Source organism: Actinopolymorpha sp. B9G3 (assembly GCF_040120725.1).
Taxonomy (GTDB): Bacteria; Actinomycetota; Actinomycetes; order Propionibacteriales; family Actinopolymorphaceae; genus Thermasporomyces.
Map to the genome: position 1 here is coordinate 24,170 of NZ_JBEEAB010000026.1, position 16,635 is coordinate 40,804.

Annotated in this window: 16 protein-coding genes; 15 read left to right on the top strand and 1 reads right to left on the bottom strand. The window is 69.6% G+C overall.

The window, feature by feature from the left end; all coding sequences use genetic code 11:
- Positions 1 to 164: 164 nt before the first annotated feature.
- The 13 genes from pyrR to ABNF93_RS29875 all read left to right on the top strand — a co-directional run bounded on the left by pyrR (position 165) and on the right by ABNF93_RS29875 (position 12,934).
- Positions 165 to 791: a bifunctional pyr operon transcriptional regulator/uracil phosphoribosyltransferase PyrR gene (pyrR, locus tag ABNF93_RS29815; protein ID WP_349331561.1), complete on the top strand. Its 627-nt coding sequence runs from the start codon at positions 165 to 167 to the stop codon at positions 789 to 791.
- Positions 788 to 1,786, top strand: a complete 999-nt coding sequence (locus ABNF93_RS29820) for an aspartate carbamoyltransferase catalytic subunit (protein WP_349331562.1) — start codon at positions 788 to 790, stop codon at positions 1,784 to 1,786. The genes pyrR and ABNF93_RS29820 overlap by 4 nt, the downstream gene beginning before the upstream one ends.
- A gap of 85 nt (positions 1,787 to 1,871) precedes the next feature.
- On the top strand, positions 1,872 to 3,185 hold the full coding sequence (locus ABNF93_RS29825; RefSeq protein WP_349331563.1) for a dihydroorotase: 1,314 nt from the start codon (positions 1,872 to 1,874) through the stop codon (positions 3,183 to 3,185).
- On the top strand, positions 3,182 to 4,354 hold the full coding sequence (gene carA, locus ABNF93_RS29830) for a glutamine-hydrolyzing carbamoyl-phosphate synthase small subunit (protein ID WP_349331564.1): 1,173 nt from the start codon (positions 3,182 to 3,184) through the stop codon (positions 4,352 to 4,354). Before ABNF93_RS29825 ends, carA begins: the two co-directional genes overlap by 4 nt.
- Positions 4,354 to 7,686: a carbamoyl-phosphate synthase large subunit gene (gene carB, locus ABNF93_RS29835; protein WP_349331565.1), complete on the top strand. Its 3,333-nt coding sequence runs from the start codon at positions 4,354 to 4,356 to the stop codon at positions 7,684 to 7,686. Before carA ends, carB begins: the two co-directional genes overlap by 1 nt.
- The gene (gene pyrF, locus ABNF93_RS29840; RefSeq protein WP_349331566.1) at positions 7,683 to 8,558 is read left to right on the top strand and encodes an orotidine-5'-phosphate decarboxylase; all 876 of its coding nucleotides are present in this window, start codon (positions 7,683 to 7,685) and stop codon (positions 8,556 to 8,558) included. The genes carB and pyrF overlap by 4 nt, the downstream gene beginning before the upstream one ends.
- A gap of 82 nt (positions 8,559 to 8,640) precedes the next feature.
- Positions 8,641 to 9,417 carry a 3'(2'),5'-bisphosphate nucleotidase CysQ gene (gene cysQ, locus ABNF93_RS29845; RefSeq protein ID WP_349331567.1) on the top strand — a complete coding sequence of 259 codons (777 nt, stop codon included), beginning with the start codon at positions 8,641 to 8,643 and terminating at the stop codon, positions 9,415 to 9,417.
- 102 nt (positions 9,418 to 9,519) lie between these two features.
- Positions 9,520 to 9,891 carry a hypothetical protein gene (locus ABNF93_RS29850; RefSeq protein WP_349331568.1) on the top strand — a complete coding sequence of 124 codons (372 nt, stop codon included), beginning with the start codon at positions 9,520 to 9,522 and terminating at the stop codon, positions 9,889 to 9,891.
- A gap of 207 nt (positions 9,892 to 10,098) precedes the next feature.
- A complete protein-coding gene (mihF, locus tag ABNF93_RS29855) occupies positions 10,099 to 10,419 on the top strand; it encodes an integration host factor, actinobacterial type (RefSeq protein WP_349331569.1) in 321 nt (106 codons plus the stop codon).
- A 46-nt stretch (positions 10,420 to 10,465) separates the two neighbouring features.
- Positions 10,466 to 11,035, top strand: coding sequence for a guanylate kinase (gene gmk / locus ABNF93_RS29860; RefSeq protein ID WP_349331570.1), 570 nt, complete (start codon positions 10,466 to 10,468; stop codon positions 11,033 to 11,035).
- 2 nt (positions 11,036 to 11,037) lie between these two features.
- Positions 11,038 to 11,328: a DNA-directed RNA polymerase subunit omega gene (rpoZ, locus tag ABNF93_RS29865; protein WP_349331614.1), complete on the top strand. Its 291-nt coding sequence runs from the start codon at positions 11,038 to 11,040 to the stop codon at positions 11,326 to 11,328.
- Positions 11,329 to 11,338: 10 nt separating this feature from the next.
- Positions 11,339 to 12,586 (top strand): bifunctional phosphopantothenoylcysteine decarboxylase/phosphopantothenate--cysteine ligase CoaBC, encoded by a 1,248-nt coding sequence (coaBC, locus tag ABNF93_RS29870; protein ID WP_349331571.1) that lies wholly within the window; start codon positions 11,339 to 11,341, stop codon positions 12,584 to 12,586.
- Between the two features lie 72 nt (positions 12,587 to 12,658).
- The gene (locus ABNF93_RS29875) at positions 12,659 to 12,934 is read left to right on the top strand and encodes a hypothetical protein (protein WP_349331572.1); all 276 of its coding nucleotides are present in this window, start codon (positions 12,659 to 12,661) and stop codon (positions 12,932 to 12,934) included.
- A gap of 46 nt (positions 12,935 to 12,980) precedes the next feature.
- On the opposite strand, the gene ABNF93_RS29880 is transcribed toward ABNF93_RS29875, so the two are convergent.
- Entirely contained in the window at positions 12,981 to 14,138 is a 1,158-nt protein-coding gene (locus ABNF93_RS29880; protein ID WP_349331573.1) for an Rv2578c family radical SAM protein, read from the bottom strand.
- Between the two features lie 127 nt (positions 14,139 to 14,265).
- Here ABNF93_RS29880 and ABNF93_RS29885 point away from each other — a divergent pair, with 127 nt between their 5' ends.
- Together ABNF93_RS29885 and metK are read left to right on the top strand one after the other, a co-directional pair.
- Entirely contained in the window at positions 14,266 to 14,979 is a 714-nt protein-coding gene (locus ABNF93_RS29885; protein WP_349331574.1) for a 4a-hydroxytetrahydrobiopterin dehydratase family protein, read from the top strand.
- A 425-nt stretch (positions 14,980 to 15,404) separates the two neighbouring features.
- Positions 15,405 to 16,601: a methionine adenosyltransferase gene (gene metK, locus ABNF93_RS29890; protein WP_349331575.1), complete on the top strand. Its 1,197-nt coding sequence runs from the start codon at positions 15,405 to 15,407 to the stop codon at positions 16,599 to 16,601.
- The last annotated feature ends 34 nt before the right edge of the window (positions 16,602 to 16,635 follow it).

Consider the following 16,635-nt stretch of genomic DNA (forward strand, 5'->3'; position numbering starts at 1 on the left):
CCACGTCAAGCCGACGCGACGGAACTGGACCGTTCTGACGATCTTCACGCGCCTGGCGACACGCCGGCGGTACCCGACTTCGGCCGGCTGGCTGCTACCGTCTCAATCGTTGTCCGACATCCTTTAACGACCCGTCCAGAGAGGCGGGGAAGGAGGTTCGGCAGGTGCCTGCTGCCCATGATCCGCAGCACAGGACCGCCGCCGCGTCCCGCGCCCCGGTCAACGCCCGTGACGGCACGGCGCGTGAGGTCCTCGACGAGGCCGACATCTCCCGCGCGCTCACCCGCGTCGCCCACGAGATCCTCGAACGCAACAAGGGCGCCCGCGAGGTCGTCCTGCTCGGCATACCCAGCCGCGGGGTCGAGCTGGCCCGCCGGATCGGCGAGCGGATCGCCGCGGTGGAGGGCTCCTTCGGCGGGATCGGCGCCCTCGACGTCACGATGTACCGCGACGATCTCCGGATGCGCCCCACCCGCGCCCTCGGCTACACCGACATCCCTGACGGCGGCATCGACGGCCGCGTGGTGGTCCTGGTCGATGACGTCCTCTTCTCGGGCCGGACGATCCGCGCCGCACTCACCGCCCTGGACGACATCGGCCGTCCCCGGGCGGTCCAGCTCGCCGTTCTCGTCGACCGGGGGCACCGCGAGTTGCCGGTCCGGGCCGACTTCGTGGGCAAGAACCTCCCGACCGCTGCACAGGAACGCGTGACCGTGCTCCTGCGGGAGTCCGACGGCCGCGAGGCCGTCGTGATCGCGAAGGACCCGACCGCGGGGGAGGCGACACCGTGAAGCACCTGCTCTCGGCAGGCGATCTCGACCGGGACGAAGCCCTGCTGGTGCTCGACACGGCAGAGAAGCTGCGCGAGCTCGCCGACCGGCCGATCAAGAAACTGCCCACCTTGCGCGGGCGTACGGTCGTCAATCTGTTCTTCGAGGACTCGACCCGCACGAGGATCTCGTTCGAGGCGGCCGCCAAACGCCTGTCCGCGGACGTGATCAACTTCTCCGCCAAGGGGTCGAGTGTGGAGAAGGGCGAGAGCCTCAAGGACACCGCGCTCACTCTCGAGGCCATGGGGGCCGATGCCGTCGTCGTCCGGCACTGGGCAAGCGGGGCACCACACCGGCTCGCGTCATCCGGATGGATCCGCAGCAGCGTGGTCAACGCTGGGGACGGTACGCACGAACACCCGACGCAGGCGCTCCTCGACGCGTTCACGATGCGCCGCCACCTGGGCGCCCTGGACGGGCGTCGGGTCGCGATCGTCGGCGACGTCCTGCACAGCCGGGTGGCGCGCTCCAACGTCCTACTGCTCGCCACCCTGGGCGCCGACGTCACGCTCGTCGCGCCGCCGACACTGCTCCCGGTGGGCGTGGAGAGCTGGGCATGCGCGACGTCGTACGACCTCGACTCCCTGCTCCCGAAGACCGACGTCGTGATGATGCTGCGGGTCCAGCGCGAACGCATGCCGCATCCCCCCGGGAGCGCCCCCGGACCTCCAAGCCCGGCGTTCTTCCCGAACGCACGCGAGTACAGCCGCCGCTACGGGCTGGACGCCGCCCGGATGGCCGCGCTGCCGGAGCATGCCCTCGTCATGCATCCGGGTCCGATGAACCGTGGCATGGAGATCTCGGCCGACGTGGCCGACTCTTCCCGGTCGGTGATCGTGGAGCAGGTCACCAACGGCGTCGCGGTGCGGATGGCGGTGCTCTACCTGCTGCTGGCCGGTGGGGTTCCGGCCACGGACGAGACCGTGCCCGAGCAGCGAAGGCGAGAGCAAGCATGAGCGCGAGGAGCCCCCACCGAGGTACGCCGAGGTACGAGGTGTGCCGGAGTGAGGCACCGCAGCGGTCATGCGAAAGGGGAACGGCATGAGCGAGCGAATCAGTAGGCACAGCAGGAAGTCCTACGTTCTTCGCGGCGGACGCCCGTACGGCGGCGATCCCACCGATCTGGTCCTCAAGGACGGCGTGATCGTTGAGATCGGGCAGAACCTGTCCGGGCCGCGCGCCGGCACGGTCGACGTCACCGGTCTCGTCGTGCTGCCAGGTCTGGTCGACCTTCACACGCACCTGCGTGAGCCCGGCCGGGAGGACGCCGAGACGGTCGAGTCCGGCACGGTCGCCGCCGCGAGGGGCGGCTATACCGCGGTGTTCGCGATGCCCAACACCGATCCGGCGGCCGACACGGCGGGGGTCGTCGAGCAGGTCTACCGGCTGGGTCAGGACGCCGGGCACTGCGACGTCCAACCCATCGGTGCCGTCACGGTCGGTCGAGCGGGCCGGCAACTCGCCGAGCTGGGGGCGATGGCGGAGTCAGCGGCCAGGGTGCGGGTCTTCTCCGACGACGGAGACTGCGTCTCCGATGCGGTACTGATGCGCCGGGCGCTGGAGTACGTCAAGGCGTTCGACGGCGTGATCGCTCAGCACGCGCAGGAACCCCGGCTGACCGAGGGCGCCCAGATGAACGAAGGTGCGCTCTCCGCCACTCTCGGCCTGCCGGGCTGGCCGGCGGTGGCGGAGGAGGCGATCATCGCCCGCGACGTCCTGCTGGCCGCACACGTCGGCTCCCGGGTGCATGTCTGCCACCTGTCGACCGCCGGATCGGTGGAGATCGTGCGCTGGGCCAAGAGCCGTGGTTACCCGGTGACGGCGGAGGTGACACCGCACCACCTGTTGCTCACCGAGGACCTGGTGGCGAGCTACGACCCGATCTACAAGGTCAATCCGCCGCTGCGTTCGGCGTCGGACGTGGAGGCGCTTCGCGCCGCCCTGGCCGACGGCACGATCGACTGCGTGGCAACCGACCATGCGCCACATCCGGTCGAGGACAAGGAGTGCGAGTGGGCCGCCGCGGCGATGGGGATGGTCGGGCTGGAGACGGCGCTCAGCGTGGTCCAGCAGGCGATGGTCGACACCGGGCTGCTCGACTGGTCGGGGGTCGCCGACCGGATGGCCTACCAACCGGCGCTGATCGGTCGCCTCGGTGGACAGGGCCAGCCGCTCGAGGTCGGGGCGCCGGCCAACCTGACGCTCTACGATCCGGCCGCGCCCTGGGTGGTCGAGCCGGCCGACCTGGTGAGCAGGTCACGGAACACCCCCTACGCCGGTACGACACTGCCGGGCCAGGTTGTGGCGACGTTCCTGCGGGGACGGCCGACGGTGCTTGACGGGAAGCCCCAGTGACGGCGTACGCGGACGAGGGCGGCAGGCAGTCCAGGACCACCGGGCCGCCGGCGCTGCTCGTCCTGGAGGACGGCCGGGTCTTTCGCGGTCATGCCTACGGCGCGGAGGGAGAGACCTTCGGCGAGGCGGTCTTCGCCACGGGCATGACGGGCTACCAGGAGACGCTGACCGACCCGTCGTACCACCGGCAGGTCGTGATCCAGACCGCGCCCCACATCGGCAACACCGGGGTCAACGACGAGGACCCGGAGTCCCGCCGCATCTGGGTGGCGGGCTACGTCGTGCGCGACCCCGCGCGGGTGCCGTCCAATTGGCGGTCGCGGGGGAGCCTCGCCGACGCGCTGGCCGCCGACGGTGTGGTCGGGATCGCGGGCATCGACACCCGCGCGCTCACCCGGCACCTGCGCGAGCGAGGTGCGATGCGGGTCGGCATCTCCAGTGTCGAGCGCGATCCGCGGGCGTTGCTGGCGCGCGTGCTCGGCGCGCCCACCATGAAGGGCGCGGCGCTGGTCGACGAGGTGACGACTCCCGAGCCCTATGTCGTCCCCGCGCAGGGCGGGAAGAGGTTCACGGTCGCCGCGGTCGACCTCGGTATCAAGGCGATGACCCCGCACCGGATGGCCGAGCGGGGGATCGAGGTGCACGTCCTGCCGTCGACGTCCACGCTGGACGACGTGCTCGCGGTCGAGCCCGATGGTGTCTTCATGTCCAACGGACCCGGTGACCCCGAGCCGCTGGAGCACGCCGTGGGAGTCCTCCGAGGAGTCCTGGCGGCGGGCAAGCCGTTCTTCGGCATCTGCCTGGGCAACCAGGTCTTCGGCCGGGCCCTCGGCTTCGGTACGTACAAACTCCCGTTCGGCCACCGCGGCATCAACCAGCCCGTGCAGGACCGGACGACCGGCAAGGTCGAGGTGACGGCCCACAACCACGGCTTCGCCGTGGACGCGCCGGCGGACCGTCCCACGGAGACGGCATACGGCACCGCGACCGTCAGCCACGTGTGCCTGAACGACCGGGTCGTGGAGGGTCTGGAGCTCCGCGACGGCAAGGGCGCGTTGACGGCGTTCTCGGTGCAGTACCACCCCGAGGCCGCGGCCGGCCCGCACGACGCCGCGTACCTCTTCGATCGCTTCACCGATCTCATGGCAACCCGAGGGAGTGCAGGCTGATGCCCAGGCGTACGGACATCTCCTCGGTTCTCGTCATCGGCTCCGGGCCGATCGTGATCGGCCAGGCATGCGAGTTCGACTATTCCGGAACCCAGGCATGCCGGGTCCTGCGCGACGAGGGTCTGCGCGTCGTCCTGGTCAACTCCAACCCGGCGACCATCATGACCGACCCGGAGTTCGCGGACGCGACCTACGTCGAGCCCATCACCCCGGAGTACGTCGAGAAGGTCATCGCGGCCGAACGCCCGGACGCGCTGCTTGCGACCCTCGGCGGCCAGACGGCCCTCAACGCCGCGGTCGCGCTGCACGAGTCCGGCGTCCTCGCGAAGTACGGCGTGGAGCTGATCGGTGCGTCGATCGAGGCGATCCAGCGGGGTGAGAACCGCGAGTCGTTCAAGCGGATCGTCGAGGAACTCGGCGCCGAGGTGGCGCAGAGCCGGATCTGTCACACCCTCGCGGAGTGCCTCGCCGCGGCGGAGGAGCTGCGCTATCCGGTGGTCGTCCGTCCGTCGTTCACGATGGGCGGGGCAGGCTCTGGCATGGCCTACGACGCCGACGACCTGCACCGGATCGCGGGCGCGGGCCTCGCGGCGAGTCCGACCACCGAGGTCCTGCTGGAGGAGTCGATCCTCGGCTGGAAGGAGTACGAGCTCGAGGTCATGCGCGACCGGGCGGACAACGTGGTCATCGTCTGCTCGATCGAGAACGTCGACCCGATGGGCGTGCACACGGGCGACTCGGTGACGGTCGCTCCGGCCATGACGCTGACCGACCGCGAGTACCAACACATGCGCGACATCGCGATCGGGGTCATCCGCGCGGTCGGGGTCGACACCGGTGGCTGCAACATCCAGTTCGCGGTCGACCCACGCGACGGCCGGATGATCGTCATCGAGATGAACCCGCGGGTGTCCCGGTCGAGTGCGCTCGCCTCCAAGGCGACCGGCTTCCCGATCGCCAAGATCGCCGCGAAGGTGGCGCTCGGCTACACCCTCGACGAGATTCCGAACGACATCACCTCTGCGGGCGACTACGGCACGCCCGCGTCCTTCGAGCCGACGCTCGACTACGTGGTGGTGAAGGTGCCGCGGTTCGCGTTCGAGAAGTTCCCGCACGCCGACCCGACCCTCACCACGCACATGAAGAGCGTCGGTGAGGCGATGGCGATCGGGCGGAACTTCACCGAGGCGCTGCAGAAGGCGCTGCGGTCGATCGAGAAGCGCGCCGCCATCCTGTCCTGGGTGGGTGAACCTCGCGACAAGGACGAGTTGCTCGCGCTCATTCGTACACCCCACGACGGGCGGCTCGGCGTCGTGGTGGAAGCCATCCGGGCGGGCGCGACCGTCGAGGAGCTGTACGCCGCGAGCGGGATCGACCCGTGGTTCCTCGACCAGCTGGTCCTGCTGGGCGAGATCGCGACCGACCTCGCCGAGGCGCCCCAGCTCGCACCCGACCTGGTACGCCGGGCAAAGCGGCACGGGTTCGCCGACGCGCAGATCGGCGCGATCCGGGGCATGCGCGAGGACGTCGTACGCGGCGTGCGGTGGGCCCTTGGCATCCGGCCGGTCTTCAAGACCGTCGACACCTGTGCGGCGGAGTTCGCGGCGAAGACGCCGTACCACTACTCGAGCTACGACGAGGAGACCGAGGTCCCGAGCCGCGACCGGCCGGCGGTCATCATCCTCGGTTCGGGTCCCAACCGGATCGGCCAGGGCATCGAGTTCGACTACTCCTGCGTCCACGCCGCACTGGCCCTCGCCGACTGTCCCGACAACGACGGTGCGGGTTACGAGACCGTGATGGTCAACTGCAACCCGGAGACCGTCTCGACCGACTACGACACGAGTGACCGGCTCTACTTCGAACCGCTCACGCTCGAAGACGTGCTCGAGGTCGTGCACGCCGAGCAGCAGGCCGGCCCCGTCGCCGGTGTCGTCTGCCAGCTCGGCGGCCAGACGCCGCTCGGCCTCGCCCAGGGACTCGAGGACGAGGGCGTCCGGATTGTCGGCACCACGCCGGAGGCGATCCACCTCGCCGAGGAACGCGGAGCGTTCGGACGCGTCCTCGCCGACGCCGGACTGCCCGCGCCGAAGCACGGCACGGCAACGTCCTTCGCGGAGGCGAAGGCGATTGCCGACGAGATCGGGTTCCCCGTGCTCGTGCGTCCTTCGTACGTCCTGGGCGGGCGCGGCATGGAGATCGTCTACGACGACAAGGCGCTGGAGTCCTACATCGCCCGGGCGACCGCGATCTCGCCGGAGCATCCGGTACTCGTCGACCGGTTCCTCGACGACGCGGTCGAGATCGACGTGGATGCGCTCTACGACGGCGAGGAGCTGTTCCTCGGCGGCGTGATGGAGCACATCGAGGAGGCCGGTATCCACTCCGGCGATTCGGCTTGCGCCCTGCCACCGATCACCCTCGGCCGGGAGGAGATCGACCGGATCCGCGTCTCGACCGAGGGAATCGCGCGCGGTGTCGGCGTCCGCGGCCTGCTCAACGTGCAGTACGCACTGGCTGGCGACGTGCTCTACGTCCTCGAAGCCAACCCGAGGGCTTCGCGCACGGTCCCGTTCGTCTCGAAGGCCACCGCGACCCCGCTGGCCAAGGCGGCGGCCCGGGTCATGCTCGGCGCGACCATCGCCGACCTGCGGGCCGAGGGTCTGCTGCCGGCGTCCGGCGACGGCGGCCACCTCCCACCCACCGCCCCCATCGCGGTCAAGGAAGCCGTCATGCCGTTCAACCGCTTCCGTACCCCCGACGGCCGCACCGTCGACACCCTGCTCGGCCCTGAGATGCGTTCCACCGGCGAGGTCATGGGCATCGACGCCGGCTTCGGCGTCGCCTTCGCGAAGTCTCAGGCCGGCGCCTACGGCGGTGCGCTCCCCACCAAGGGGCGGGTCTTCGTCTCCGTGGCCAACCGCGACAAGCGGCACATGATCTTCCCGGTCAAGCGCCTCGCGGACCTCGGCTTCGAGATCCTCGCGACCGAAGGAACCGCGGCCGTGCTGCGCCGCAACGGCGTCGTCGCCACCGTCGTCCGCAAGGCGACGCAGGGACCGGGCCCGGCGGGAGAGCCGACCATCGTCCAGCGCATCATCGACGGCGAGGTCGACCTCATCGTCAACACCCCGCGCGGCACGACGTCCGGCGGTAGTCCGCGCATCGACGGCTACGAGATCCGGACCGCCGCCATCATGGGCAGCATCGCCTGCATCACCACGGTGCAGGGTCTCGCCGCGGCGGTGCAGGGGATCGAGGCGCTGCGAGCCGGCGAGATCGGGGTGCGGTCGTTGCAGGACTGGGCACGAGCACTACGGGAGGACCAGTGAGTCGACAGCTCCTCGAGGAGGACCGCACGGTGGGATCGGATGTGACGCCGTTCGGGACCAGGCTGCGTGCCGCCATGGACGCGCGCGGACCCTTGTGCGCGGGCATCGACCCGCACCCGTCGCTGCTGGCCGCCTGGGGCCTGTCTGACGACCCGAGCGGTCTCGAACGCTTCGCCCTGACCGCCACGGAAGCCCTGGCGCCCCAGGTGTCAATGGTCAAGCCGCAGTCGGCGTTCTTCGAACGCCACGGCAGCCGCGGGATCGCCGTCCTGGAGCAGGTGATCGCCCTCTCCCGCGAGGCTGGCGCGATCGTGCTGTTGGACGGCAAACGCGGTGACATCGGCTCGACCGTCCGGGCGTACGCCGACGCCTATCTCGAACCGTCGTCCCCGCTCTTCGTCGACGCCGTGACCGCACACCCATACCTGGGGTACGGCTCCCTGCGGCCGTTCTTCGACAGTGCCGACCGCTTCGGTTGCGGTGTCTTCGTCCTCGCGCTCACGTCCAACCCGGAGGGCCCCGAGGTCCAGGCGGCCCGTCAGTCGGACGGACGCACCGTCGCAGGGAGCCTCCTCGACCGGATCGCCGCCGCGAACGCCGGAGCAGACCCGCTGGGCTCGGTCGGCGCCGTCGTCGGCGCCACCGTGGGGGAGACCGGGGAGGACTTCGCCCGACTCAACGGGCCCATCCTCGCGCCGGGCTTCGGCGCTCAGGGCGGGACCGCCGCGGACCTGAAACGGATCTTCGGGGCGGGCCTGCCCCACGTCCTTCCGGCCACCTCCCGCGGACTCCTCCAGGCGGGGCCGTCCATGCAGGGCCTTCGCGACGCGGCCGCCCGCACCGCGGGAGAGCTTGCCGCCGTCCTCACCTGACGCCCACGGCCGTACGCAAGCCCGCGCGGTCGTACGCATGGCCACGCCGTCCCGCAGAAGGCGTTCTGACACCATGGGCGCCATGTCTCCCCCTACCGCCGCACTGGTCGACCCCGTCCGCAAGCTCGCCCTGAAGGCCGGCGAGGTCATCCTCGAGGTCTACGCCGCCGACGATCCAGGCGCGCGGGAGAAGGCCGACCGGACGCCGGTCACGGAGGCCGACGTCCGCGCGGAGGCGGTGATCCTTGCCGGGCTCGCCGAGCTGGCACCAGACATTCCCGTCGTCGCGGAGGAGAGCGTCGCCGCCGGTCGGATTCCCGCCGAGCTGGGGACGGTCTTCTGGCTGGTCGACCCCCTCGACGGCACGAAGGAGTTCCTGTCCCGCAACGGTGAGTTCACCGTCAACATCGCCCTCGTCGAGGACGGCGTACCAGTGCTCGGTGTCGTCCACGCGCCGGCGATCGGGCTCACCTATGTCGGGGCGCCCGGACTGGCCGAGCGGACCGACGCCGATGGCACCCGGCCGCTCGAGGTCGTACCCGCACCCCCCGAGGGCTTCCGTGCCCTGGTGAGCCGCAGCCACCTGGATCCGGACACCGAGAAGTGGCTTGCCGACCTTCGGGTCGCGTCGTTCGTCCAGGCGGGGAGCTCGCTGAAGTTCTGCCGCATCGCCGAAGGCACAGCGGACGTCTATCCGCGGTTCGGCCGGACGATGGAATGGGACATCGCCGCCGGCCATGCCGTGGTCCGGGCGGCGGGCGGCACGGTACGGACCGCGGCCGGTCCGCCGCTCCAGTACGGCAAACCGGGCTTCGACAACCCGCCGTTCGTCGCGTACGGGCGTACCTCGCCGGGCTGAGCCGTTCGCCACAACGGCGTACTCCCCACCAGGATCTTGGAACCATCCTCCGCCACCGCGACGTCATATGCGCACTGTTGTCCGGTATGGGAGGAGATGTCGGTGCGACGTTCGGCAGCGGTCATGTGTGCACTCGGCCTGGCATTGGGTGCGCTCGTCGCATGCGGCGGCCAGGATGCCGCCTACTGTGACGTCCTCACCGAAGGCGTGGATCTCGCGAGCGCCGACCCCTCCGACGACAAGGGTTTCACCGCGTTGTCGAAGCAACTGGACAAGGCCGCCGATGCCGCACCGGACGAGATCAAGGAGCACTGGGTCACCCTCTCGACCACGATGAAGGCCACCCGTCAAGCCATGGACGATCCGGGCAACGCCGACAAGGCGCAGTTGGAGCAGAACCGCCAGGCGGCCGAGGAAGCCGTGAACGCCGTGTCCGTCGACGCGAAGCAGCGGTGCAACCTGGAGGTCTCCTAGCGCGTAGCGGCGACCCCTGTTTGCTGAGTAGGTCTGACCTGGGTAGGTTCGCCTTCATCGTGCACGTTCGGCGAGGTCGAGCAGCGCTCCTGCAGGTGTCGTGGCAGTTGGCGAGGGCAGGGGTGGACCCCGCTGAGCGGGCGATATGTCCGTCCAGGAAGAATCGCCGCACCTACGACCCGTCGCACAGCCTCGAGGTGACCGTCCGTGCCGCTACCTCACCTGACCCCCGAAGCTCGCCAGGCCGCCCTGGAAAAGGCCGCAGAGGCCCGCCGGGAGCGTGCCGAGGTGAAGAACCGCCTCAAGAATTCCGGCGCCTCGCTGGGCGAGGTCGTCGGCGCAGGGCAGGACTCCAACGAAGTGATCGGCAAGATGCGGGTCCACGACCTGCTCTGCGCGATGCCCGGCGTGGGCAAGGTGCGGGCACGCCAGATCATGGAACGCATCGGTATTTCCGAGACTCGCCGCGTGCGCGGGCTCGGAGCCAACCAAGTGGCTGCGCTGAAGCGTGAGTTCGGCGAATCCTGAAACCGTGCAGGAGGGGACCCCCGAGGCTCCCGCCACTGATGCCCGGTTGGCGAGGCTCACGGTGCTTGCGGGTCCCACCGCGGTCGGCAAAGGCACAGTTGCGGCAGATATCCGCAGGCATCACCCAGAGATCTGGATTTCTGTGTCCGCGACCACCCGGCGGCCTCGGCCGGGTGAGATTCAGGGGCTGCACTACTGGTTCGTCTCCGATGAGGAGTTCGACCGGATGGTCGCCGAGGGCGAGCTGCTCGAATGGGCCGTCGTTCACGGCCACGCCCGCTACGGCACCCCTCGGCGTGCGGTACTGGACATGCTCGCCTCGGGCCGGCCGGCGCTACTGGAGATCGACCTGCAGGGTGCAAGGCAGGTGCGGAAGACCATGCCGGAGGCGCTTTTCGTCTTTTTGGCCCCACCAGACTGGGACGAACTGGTACACCGCCTCACCGGTCGCGGGACGGAGACCGCCGAGGAGCAGGCGCGCCGGCTCGAGACCGCGCGCGCTGAGATTGCGGCGGAGAAGGAGTTCGACGTCACGGTTGTCAATACCGATGTCCATACTGCGGCGGAAGAGTTGGTAGCCTTAATCAGCTCCCACCCCAACTCTTCGGAGGCATGAGCGTGTCCGGCACCCAGCCAGCGGCCGAGGGCATCACCTACCCGCCCATCGACGACCTGCTCCAGAAGACCGACTCGAAGTACAAGTTGGTCTTGTTCTCCGCCAAGCGCGCTCGCCAGATCAACGCCTACTACGCCCAGCTGGGCGAGGGCCTGCTCGAGTACGTCGGACCACTGGTCGATACCCACGTCCAGGAGAAGCCGCTCTCGATCGCGCTCCGCGAGATCAACGAGAACCTTCTCTCGGTCGAGGACATCGAGCCAACGGACGAGGCACCGCCGGCCGCGTCCTGACCGTGGCCCCATGACCGTGGCCTCGTCAGCGGCCGTTCCGTCCGCACCGGTGGTCCTCGGCGTCACCGGGGGCATCGCGGCCTACAAGGCCTGCTCCCTGCTCCGTCTGTTGGTCGAGTCCGGCCATCCCGTGCGGGTCGTCCCGACCGAGAGTGCGTTGCGCTTCGTCGGCGCGCCGACCTGGGCCGCTCTGTCCCACCAGCCCGTCCACACCCAGGTGTGGGACGACGTGCACGAGGTTCCGCACGTGCGCCTGGGCCAGGAGGCCGGCCTCGTGGTGGTCGCTCCGGCCACCGCCGACCTGCTCGCCAAGGCCGCGCATGGGCTCGCCGACGACCTGTTGACGTCGACACTGCTGACGGCCCGCTGCCCGATCGTCTATGCGCCGGCGATGCACACCGAGATGTGGGAGCACGCGGCGACGCAGGCCAATGTCGCGACGTTGCGTGCCCGCGGTGCCCTGGTGGTGGAGCCGGCCGAGGGACGCCTGACCGGCGCCGACACCGGCAAGGGCCGGTTGCCGGAGCCGGAGCAGCTCTTCGAGGTGTGCCAGACGGTGCTCTCCCGCGGCGGGGGCGTACTCGACCTTGACCTGGCCGGGCGCCATGTCGTTGTGAGCGCCGGTGGCACCCGCGAGTTCCTCGACCCGGTGCGTTTCCTCGGCAATCGTTCGTCCGGCCGCCAGGGCTACGCACTCGCCCGCACCGCCGCGGCCCGCGGAGCGATCGTCACGTTGGTGTCGGCCAACAGCACCCTCCCGGACCCGGCCGGCGTCAAGGTCGTCCCAGTGGTGTCGGTGCGGGACCTGCGTGACGCCGTGCTCGCGGCGGTCCGCGACGCGGATGCGCTGGTGATGGCCGCAGCACCCGCTGACTTCCGGCCGGCCGCGTACGCCGATCACAAGATCAAGAAGACCGACGACGTCTCCGCACCCACGATCGAGCTCGTGCAGAATCCCGACGTGCTCGCCGAGATCTCCCACGATCGACCGCGCCCGGGTCTCGTGGTCGTGGGGTTCGCCGCAGAGACTGGCGACGCACATGGAACGGCGCTGGAGCACGGGCGTACGAAGCTCGCCCGCAAGGGCTGCGACCTCCTCGTGGTCAACGAGGTGGGTGCCGGTCGGGGGTTCGAGGAACCTGACAACGAGGCCGTCATCCTCGACGCCGGCGGGCCGGAGACGCAGGTTCCCCGCGGGCCCAAGGACGCGCTGGCACACCGGATCTGGGACCTCGTTGTCCAACGCTGGTCGAGCTGAGCGTCCGGCACCGGCAACCACGGCAGCACCCGAACCTGTATCGGCCGCCCACTGATCGTTATCATGCGGCGGATGGCTCTCACAGTGGGATTGGCGCTACTCGGCGTCGTCATCGCGTTCGGAGCCGGCAAGCGATGGCAACACAGCCGGCGCGCGGTCGCCGATCACAAGCTCGCCCGCACGGGCGTCCGCACGATGCGTCGGAACAAGTGGTTGTCGTTCCGCGCCTCCGTGGTCATCGTCGTTCTGCTGGTCGCCTATCTCGTCGGCGTGTTCAACCTCGCCATCGACGGTCGCGGCGCCGGCGAGCCAGGACCATCGCCGAGCCCCACTGCGAGCAGGCGCTAGACGCCGGACGTCGCCGTCGGTGCCTGCTGCTCGACCAGGCGATGCCTCAGAGCAGGGTGAGCTGCTCGGGTTCGTCCGCCCCACTCGGCCGGCTCGGGGTCGCGGCCGCGAGCGCTCTCGCCTCCGTGGGTGATGCCGGCACCTGGCGCGCCCGGTTGCGCTCGGCCTTGTCCATGCCGTGCCGGCTCACGGCCTTCTTGACCCGCTCGGTCACGTCGTGCTGGTAGTCCTTCGGCAGGTACGAACCTCGCCGGTAGAGCGCGCGGTAGCGCGGTGCCAGGTGCGGAAACGCCTGGTCCAACCAGGCGGCGTACCACTCGCGGGCACCGGGGCGCAGGTGCAGGAGCAGGGGAGTGACGCTGGCCGCACCGGACTCGGCGATCGCCGCGACGGTCGCGTCGATGGACTCGTCGGTGTCGGTGAGGAACGGCAGGATCGGCGCCATCAGGACACCTACGGTGAAGCCGGCGTCGGTCAGCGTACGGACGGCATCGAGGCGACGGCGCGGGCTCGGCGTCCCGGGTTCGACCGAGCGCCACAGCGCGTCATCGACGAAGCCGACCGAGAACGACAGTCCGACAGCTGTCACCTCCGCGGCCTCGCGGAGCAGAGGAAGGTCGCGCAGGATCAGCGTCCCCTTGGTGAGGATCGAGAAGGGATTGCGGAAGTCGCGCAGCGCACTGATGATCTGCGGCATCAGCTGGTAGCGCCCCTCGGCGCGCTGGTAGCAGTCGACGTTGGTGCCCATCGCGATGTGGTCGCCACGCCACTTCGGTGCCGCCAACTCCCGGCGTACGAGCTCACCTGCATTGACCTTGACGATCACCTTGGTGTCGAAGTCACGTCCGGCGTCGAGGTCGAGGTAGGTGTGGGTATTGCGGGCGAAGCAGTAGGTGCACGCATGGGAGCAGCCGCGGTAGGGGTTGATCGTCCACTCGAACGGCACCCGGGAGCGCCCCGGCACCCTGTTGATGACCGACCTCGCCCGGATCTCGTAGAACGTCATCCCGGCGAAGCCCGGCGTGTCGAAGGTACGCGTCACCGCGCCCGGGAGAGCGAAGGGAAGAGCGTCGGCCGGCGCGTTGCGGATGGCCGGTCCGGTGGCTGAGCCGGCACCGTTCTGGTGGGGACTGCCGCTTCCGACCGAGCTGTCGGTGAGGTCGCGACCTTCGGGGTCGGCGAACGTGAGGTTGTCCCAGCGCACACAGGCATTCGAACACACGTACGAGCACTTGTCCAACGCCGACTCGGGTGAATCCCGCCGTCAGGAGCCGGGACGCCGCTCACGCGGTGTCCGTCCGGCGTCGGTGCCTGGTGCCAGGATGCGCCGCATGGACGAACCTTCCGACGCCGCGGGCCAAGTACTCACCCGCCAGGAGATCTCCGCTGCAGTGAGCGGGTGGGGATGGCGCTATGTCCTCGGGGTGGTGCGCACCTCGATCCAGGTGCGGTCGCTCGCCGAGGCGGCCAGGGTCGCGGCCACCGTGGTCGACGCCTGTGGTGGCGACGTCGACGGTCGCCTGACGATCGACGTGCGGCGCTTCCGCGTGGTGCTGTCCCTGCAGTCGTCGGCCACGGCCTCGATCACGTCGCGCGAGATCGAACTGGCCGGCCGCATCTCGTCGACTGTAGGTGAGCTGCAGCTGTCCACGACCCCGGACGTCGGTACGGACGCGCCACGATCGGTCCAGCTCGTGGAGCTCGGAATCGACGCGCTCGACATCGCGCTGATCCGCCCCTTCTGGAAGGCGGTGATGGGATACGCCGACGAGCCTGGCGCGTCAGGTCCGCAGGACCCGCTCGTCGATCCGATCGGCCAGGGTCCCGCGATCTGGTTTCAGCAGATGGACGCGCCACGCCCCCAGCGCAACCGCATCCATCTCGACGTCTCGGTCCCACACGACGAGGCGGCGGCTCGGATCCAGGCTGCGATGGACGCAGGCGGCAGGGTGCTCTCCGATGCGGCCGCGCCGGCCTTCTGGGTGCTGGCCGACCCCGAAGGCAACGAGGCCTGCGTCTGCACGTGGCAAGGACGGGACGGCTAGGTCGATTCCGGCGGCCCAGCCGTCGTGTGGTCCCGCGCGAGTCGTGGTTTCCAGAGGTCTCCGGTCGTCGTGTCTCACCTCTCGAACGGCCGCGTTCGACATTTTCTCCCACGCTGACGTGTGGACCGGGCCGGTGTGGTCCCTCTCGCCGGTCCGCCTGGCTTCGCTGATTTCCTCACGATTCGTACCAACCGGACCACTGAAGGTGTCGTCACGCTCAGCATTCGGCCGGCGGCATTCAGGATGAAACGCACCCCATTGGTACGCCAGTGCCGGTGTCTCTCGTTACGCTGGGCTGCACCCACAAGACGAGCACACCTTCGTCGCGCTGGTCCAGCGCACCGCGGGCGACGCCGTCCGCGCCTTCGCACCGCCGCGGAGGCACGGTGCCACCTGACGGAACAGTGCCAACAGAAAGGACGCCCGTGTCGCGACGCCTGTTCACCTCCGAGTCCGTCACCGAGGGTCACCCGGACAAGATCGCTGACCAGATCAGCGATTCAGTCCTCGATGCCCTCCTGCGGGACGACCCGCTGAGTCGGGTCGCGGTCGAGACTCTGGTGACCACCGGCCTCGTGGTGGTTGCCGGTGAGGTCACCACGAAGGCCCAGCCCGCCATCACCCCGATCGTCCGCAATCGCATCCTCGACATCGGCTACGACTCTTCGAACAAGGGCTTCGACGGTGCGTCGTGCGGGGTGGCCATCGCTCTTGGCACGCAGTCGCCCGACATCGCCCAGGGTGTCGACGGTGCCTGGGAGGAACGCACGGACGGTTCCACCGACCCGATCGACCAGCAGGGTGCAGGCGACCAGGGCATGATGTTCGGCTTCGCCTGTGACGAGACACCCGAGCTGATGCCGTTGCCCATCACACTGGCCCACCGGCTGTCCAAGCGACTGTCCGACGTACGCAAGGACGGCACACTCCCTTACCTTCGGCCCGACGGCAAGACGCAGGTCACGGTCGAGTACGACGGCGACCGTCCGGTCCGCGTCGATGCCGTCGTCGTCTCCACCCAGCACGCGGCCAACATCGACCTCGACAACATGCTCACGCCCGACATCCGGACGCAGGTGGTCGAGCCCGTGCTCGGCAACTTCGACGTCGACACGTCGAGCTACCGGCTCTACGTCAACCCGACCGGGCGGTTCGAGCTCGGGGGACCGATGGGCGATGCCGGGCTCACCGGCCGCAAGATCATCGTCGACACCTACGGCGGCTACGCGCGGCACGGCGGTGGCGCCTTCAGCGGCAAGGACCCGACAAAGGTCGACCGGTCCGCTGCCTACGCCATGCGATGGGTGGCCAAGACCATCGTCGCGGCTGGGCTCGCCAAGCGCTGTGAATGCCAGGTCGCCTACGCCATCGGCAAGGCCCAGCCGGTCGGCTTCTACGTCGACTGCTCCGGCACCGAACAGGCGCCGCTCGACGTGATCGAGAAGGCCGTGCTCCAGGTGTTCGACCTTCGCCCGGCGGCGATCATCCGCGATCTGGACCTGCGGCGCCCCATCTACACCGAGACGGCTGCGTACGGTCACTTCGGGCGTCTCGAGCCGCAGTTCACCTGGGAGCAGACCGACCGCGCCGCGGACCTTCGTAGCGTCGCCGGCGTCGGCTGACACCTGAGTGGGCGTGTCCGTGAGGTGGCCTAAC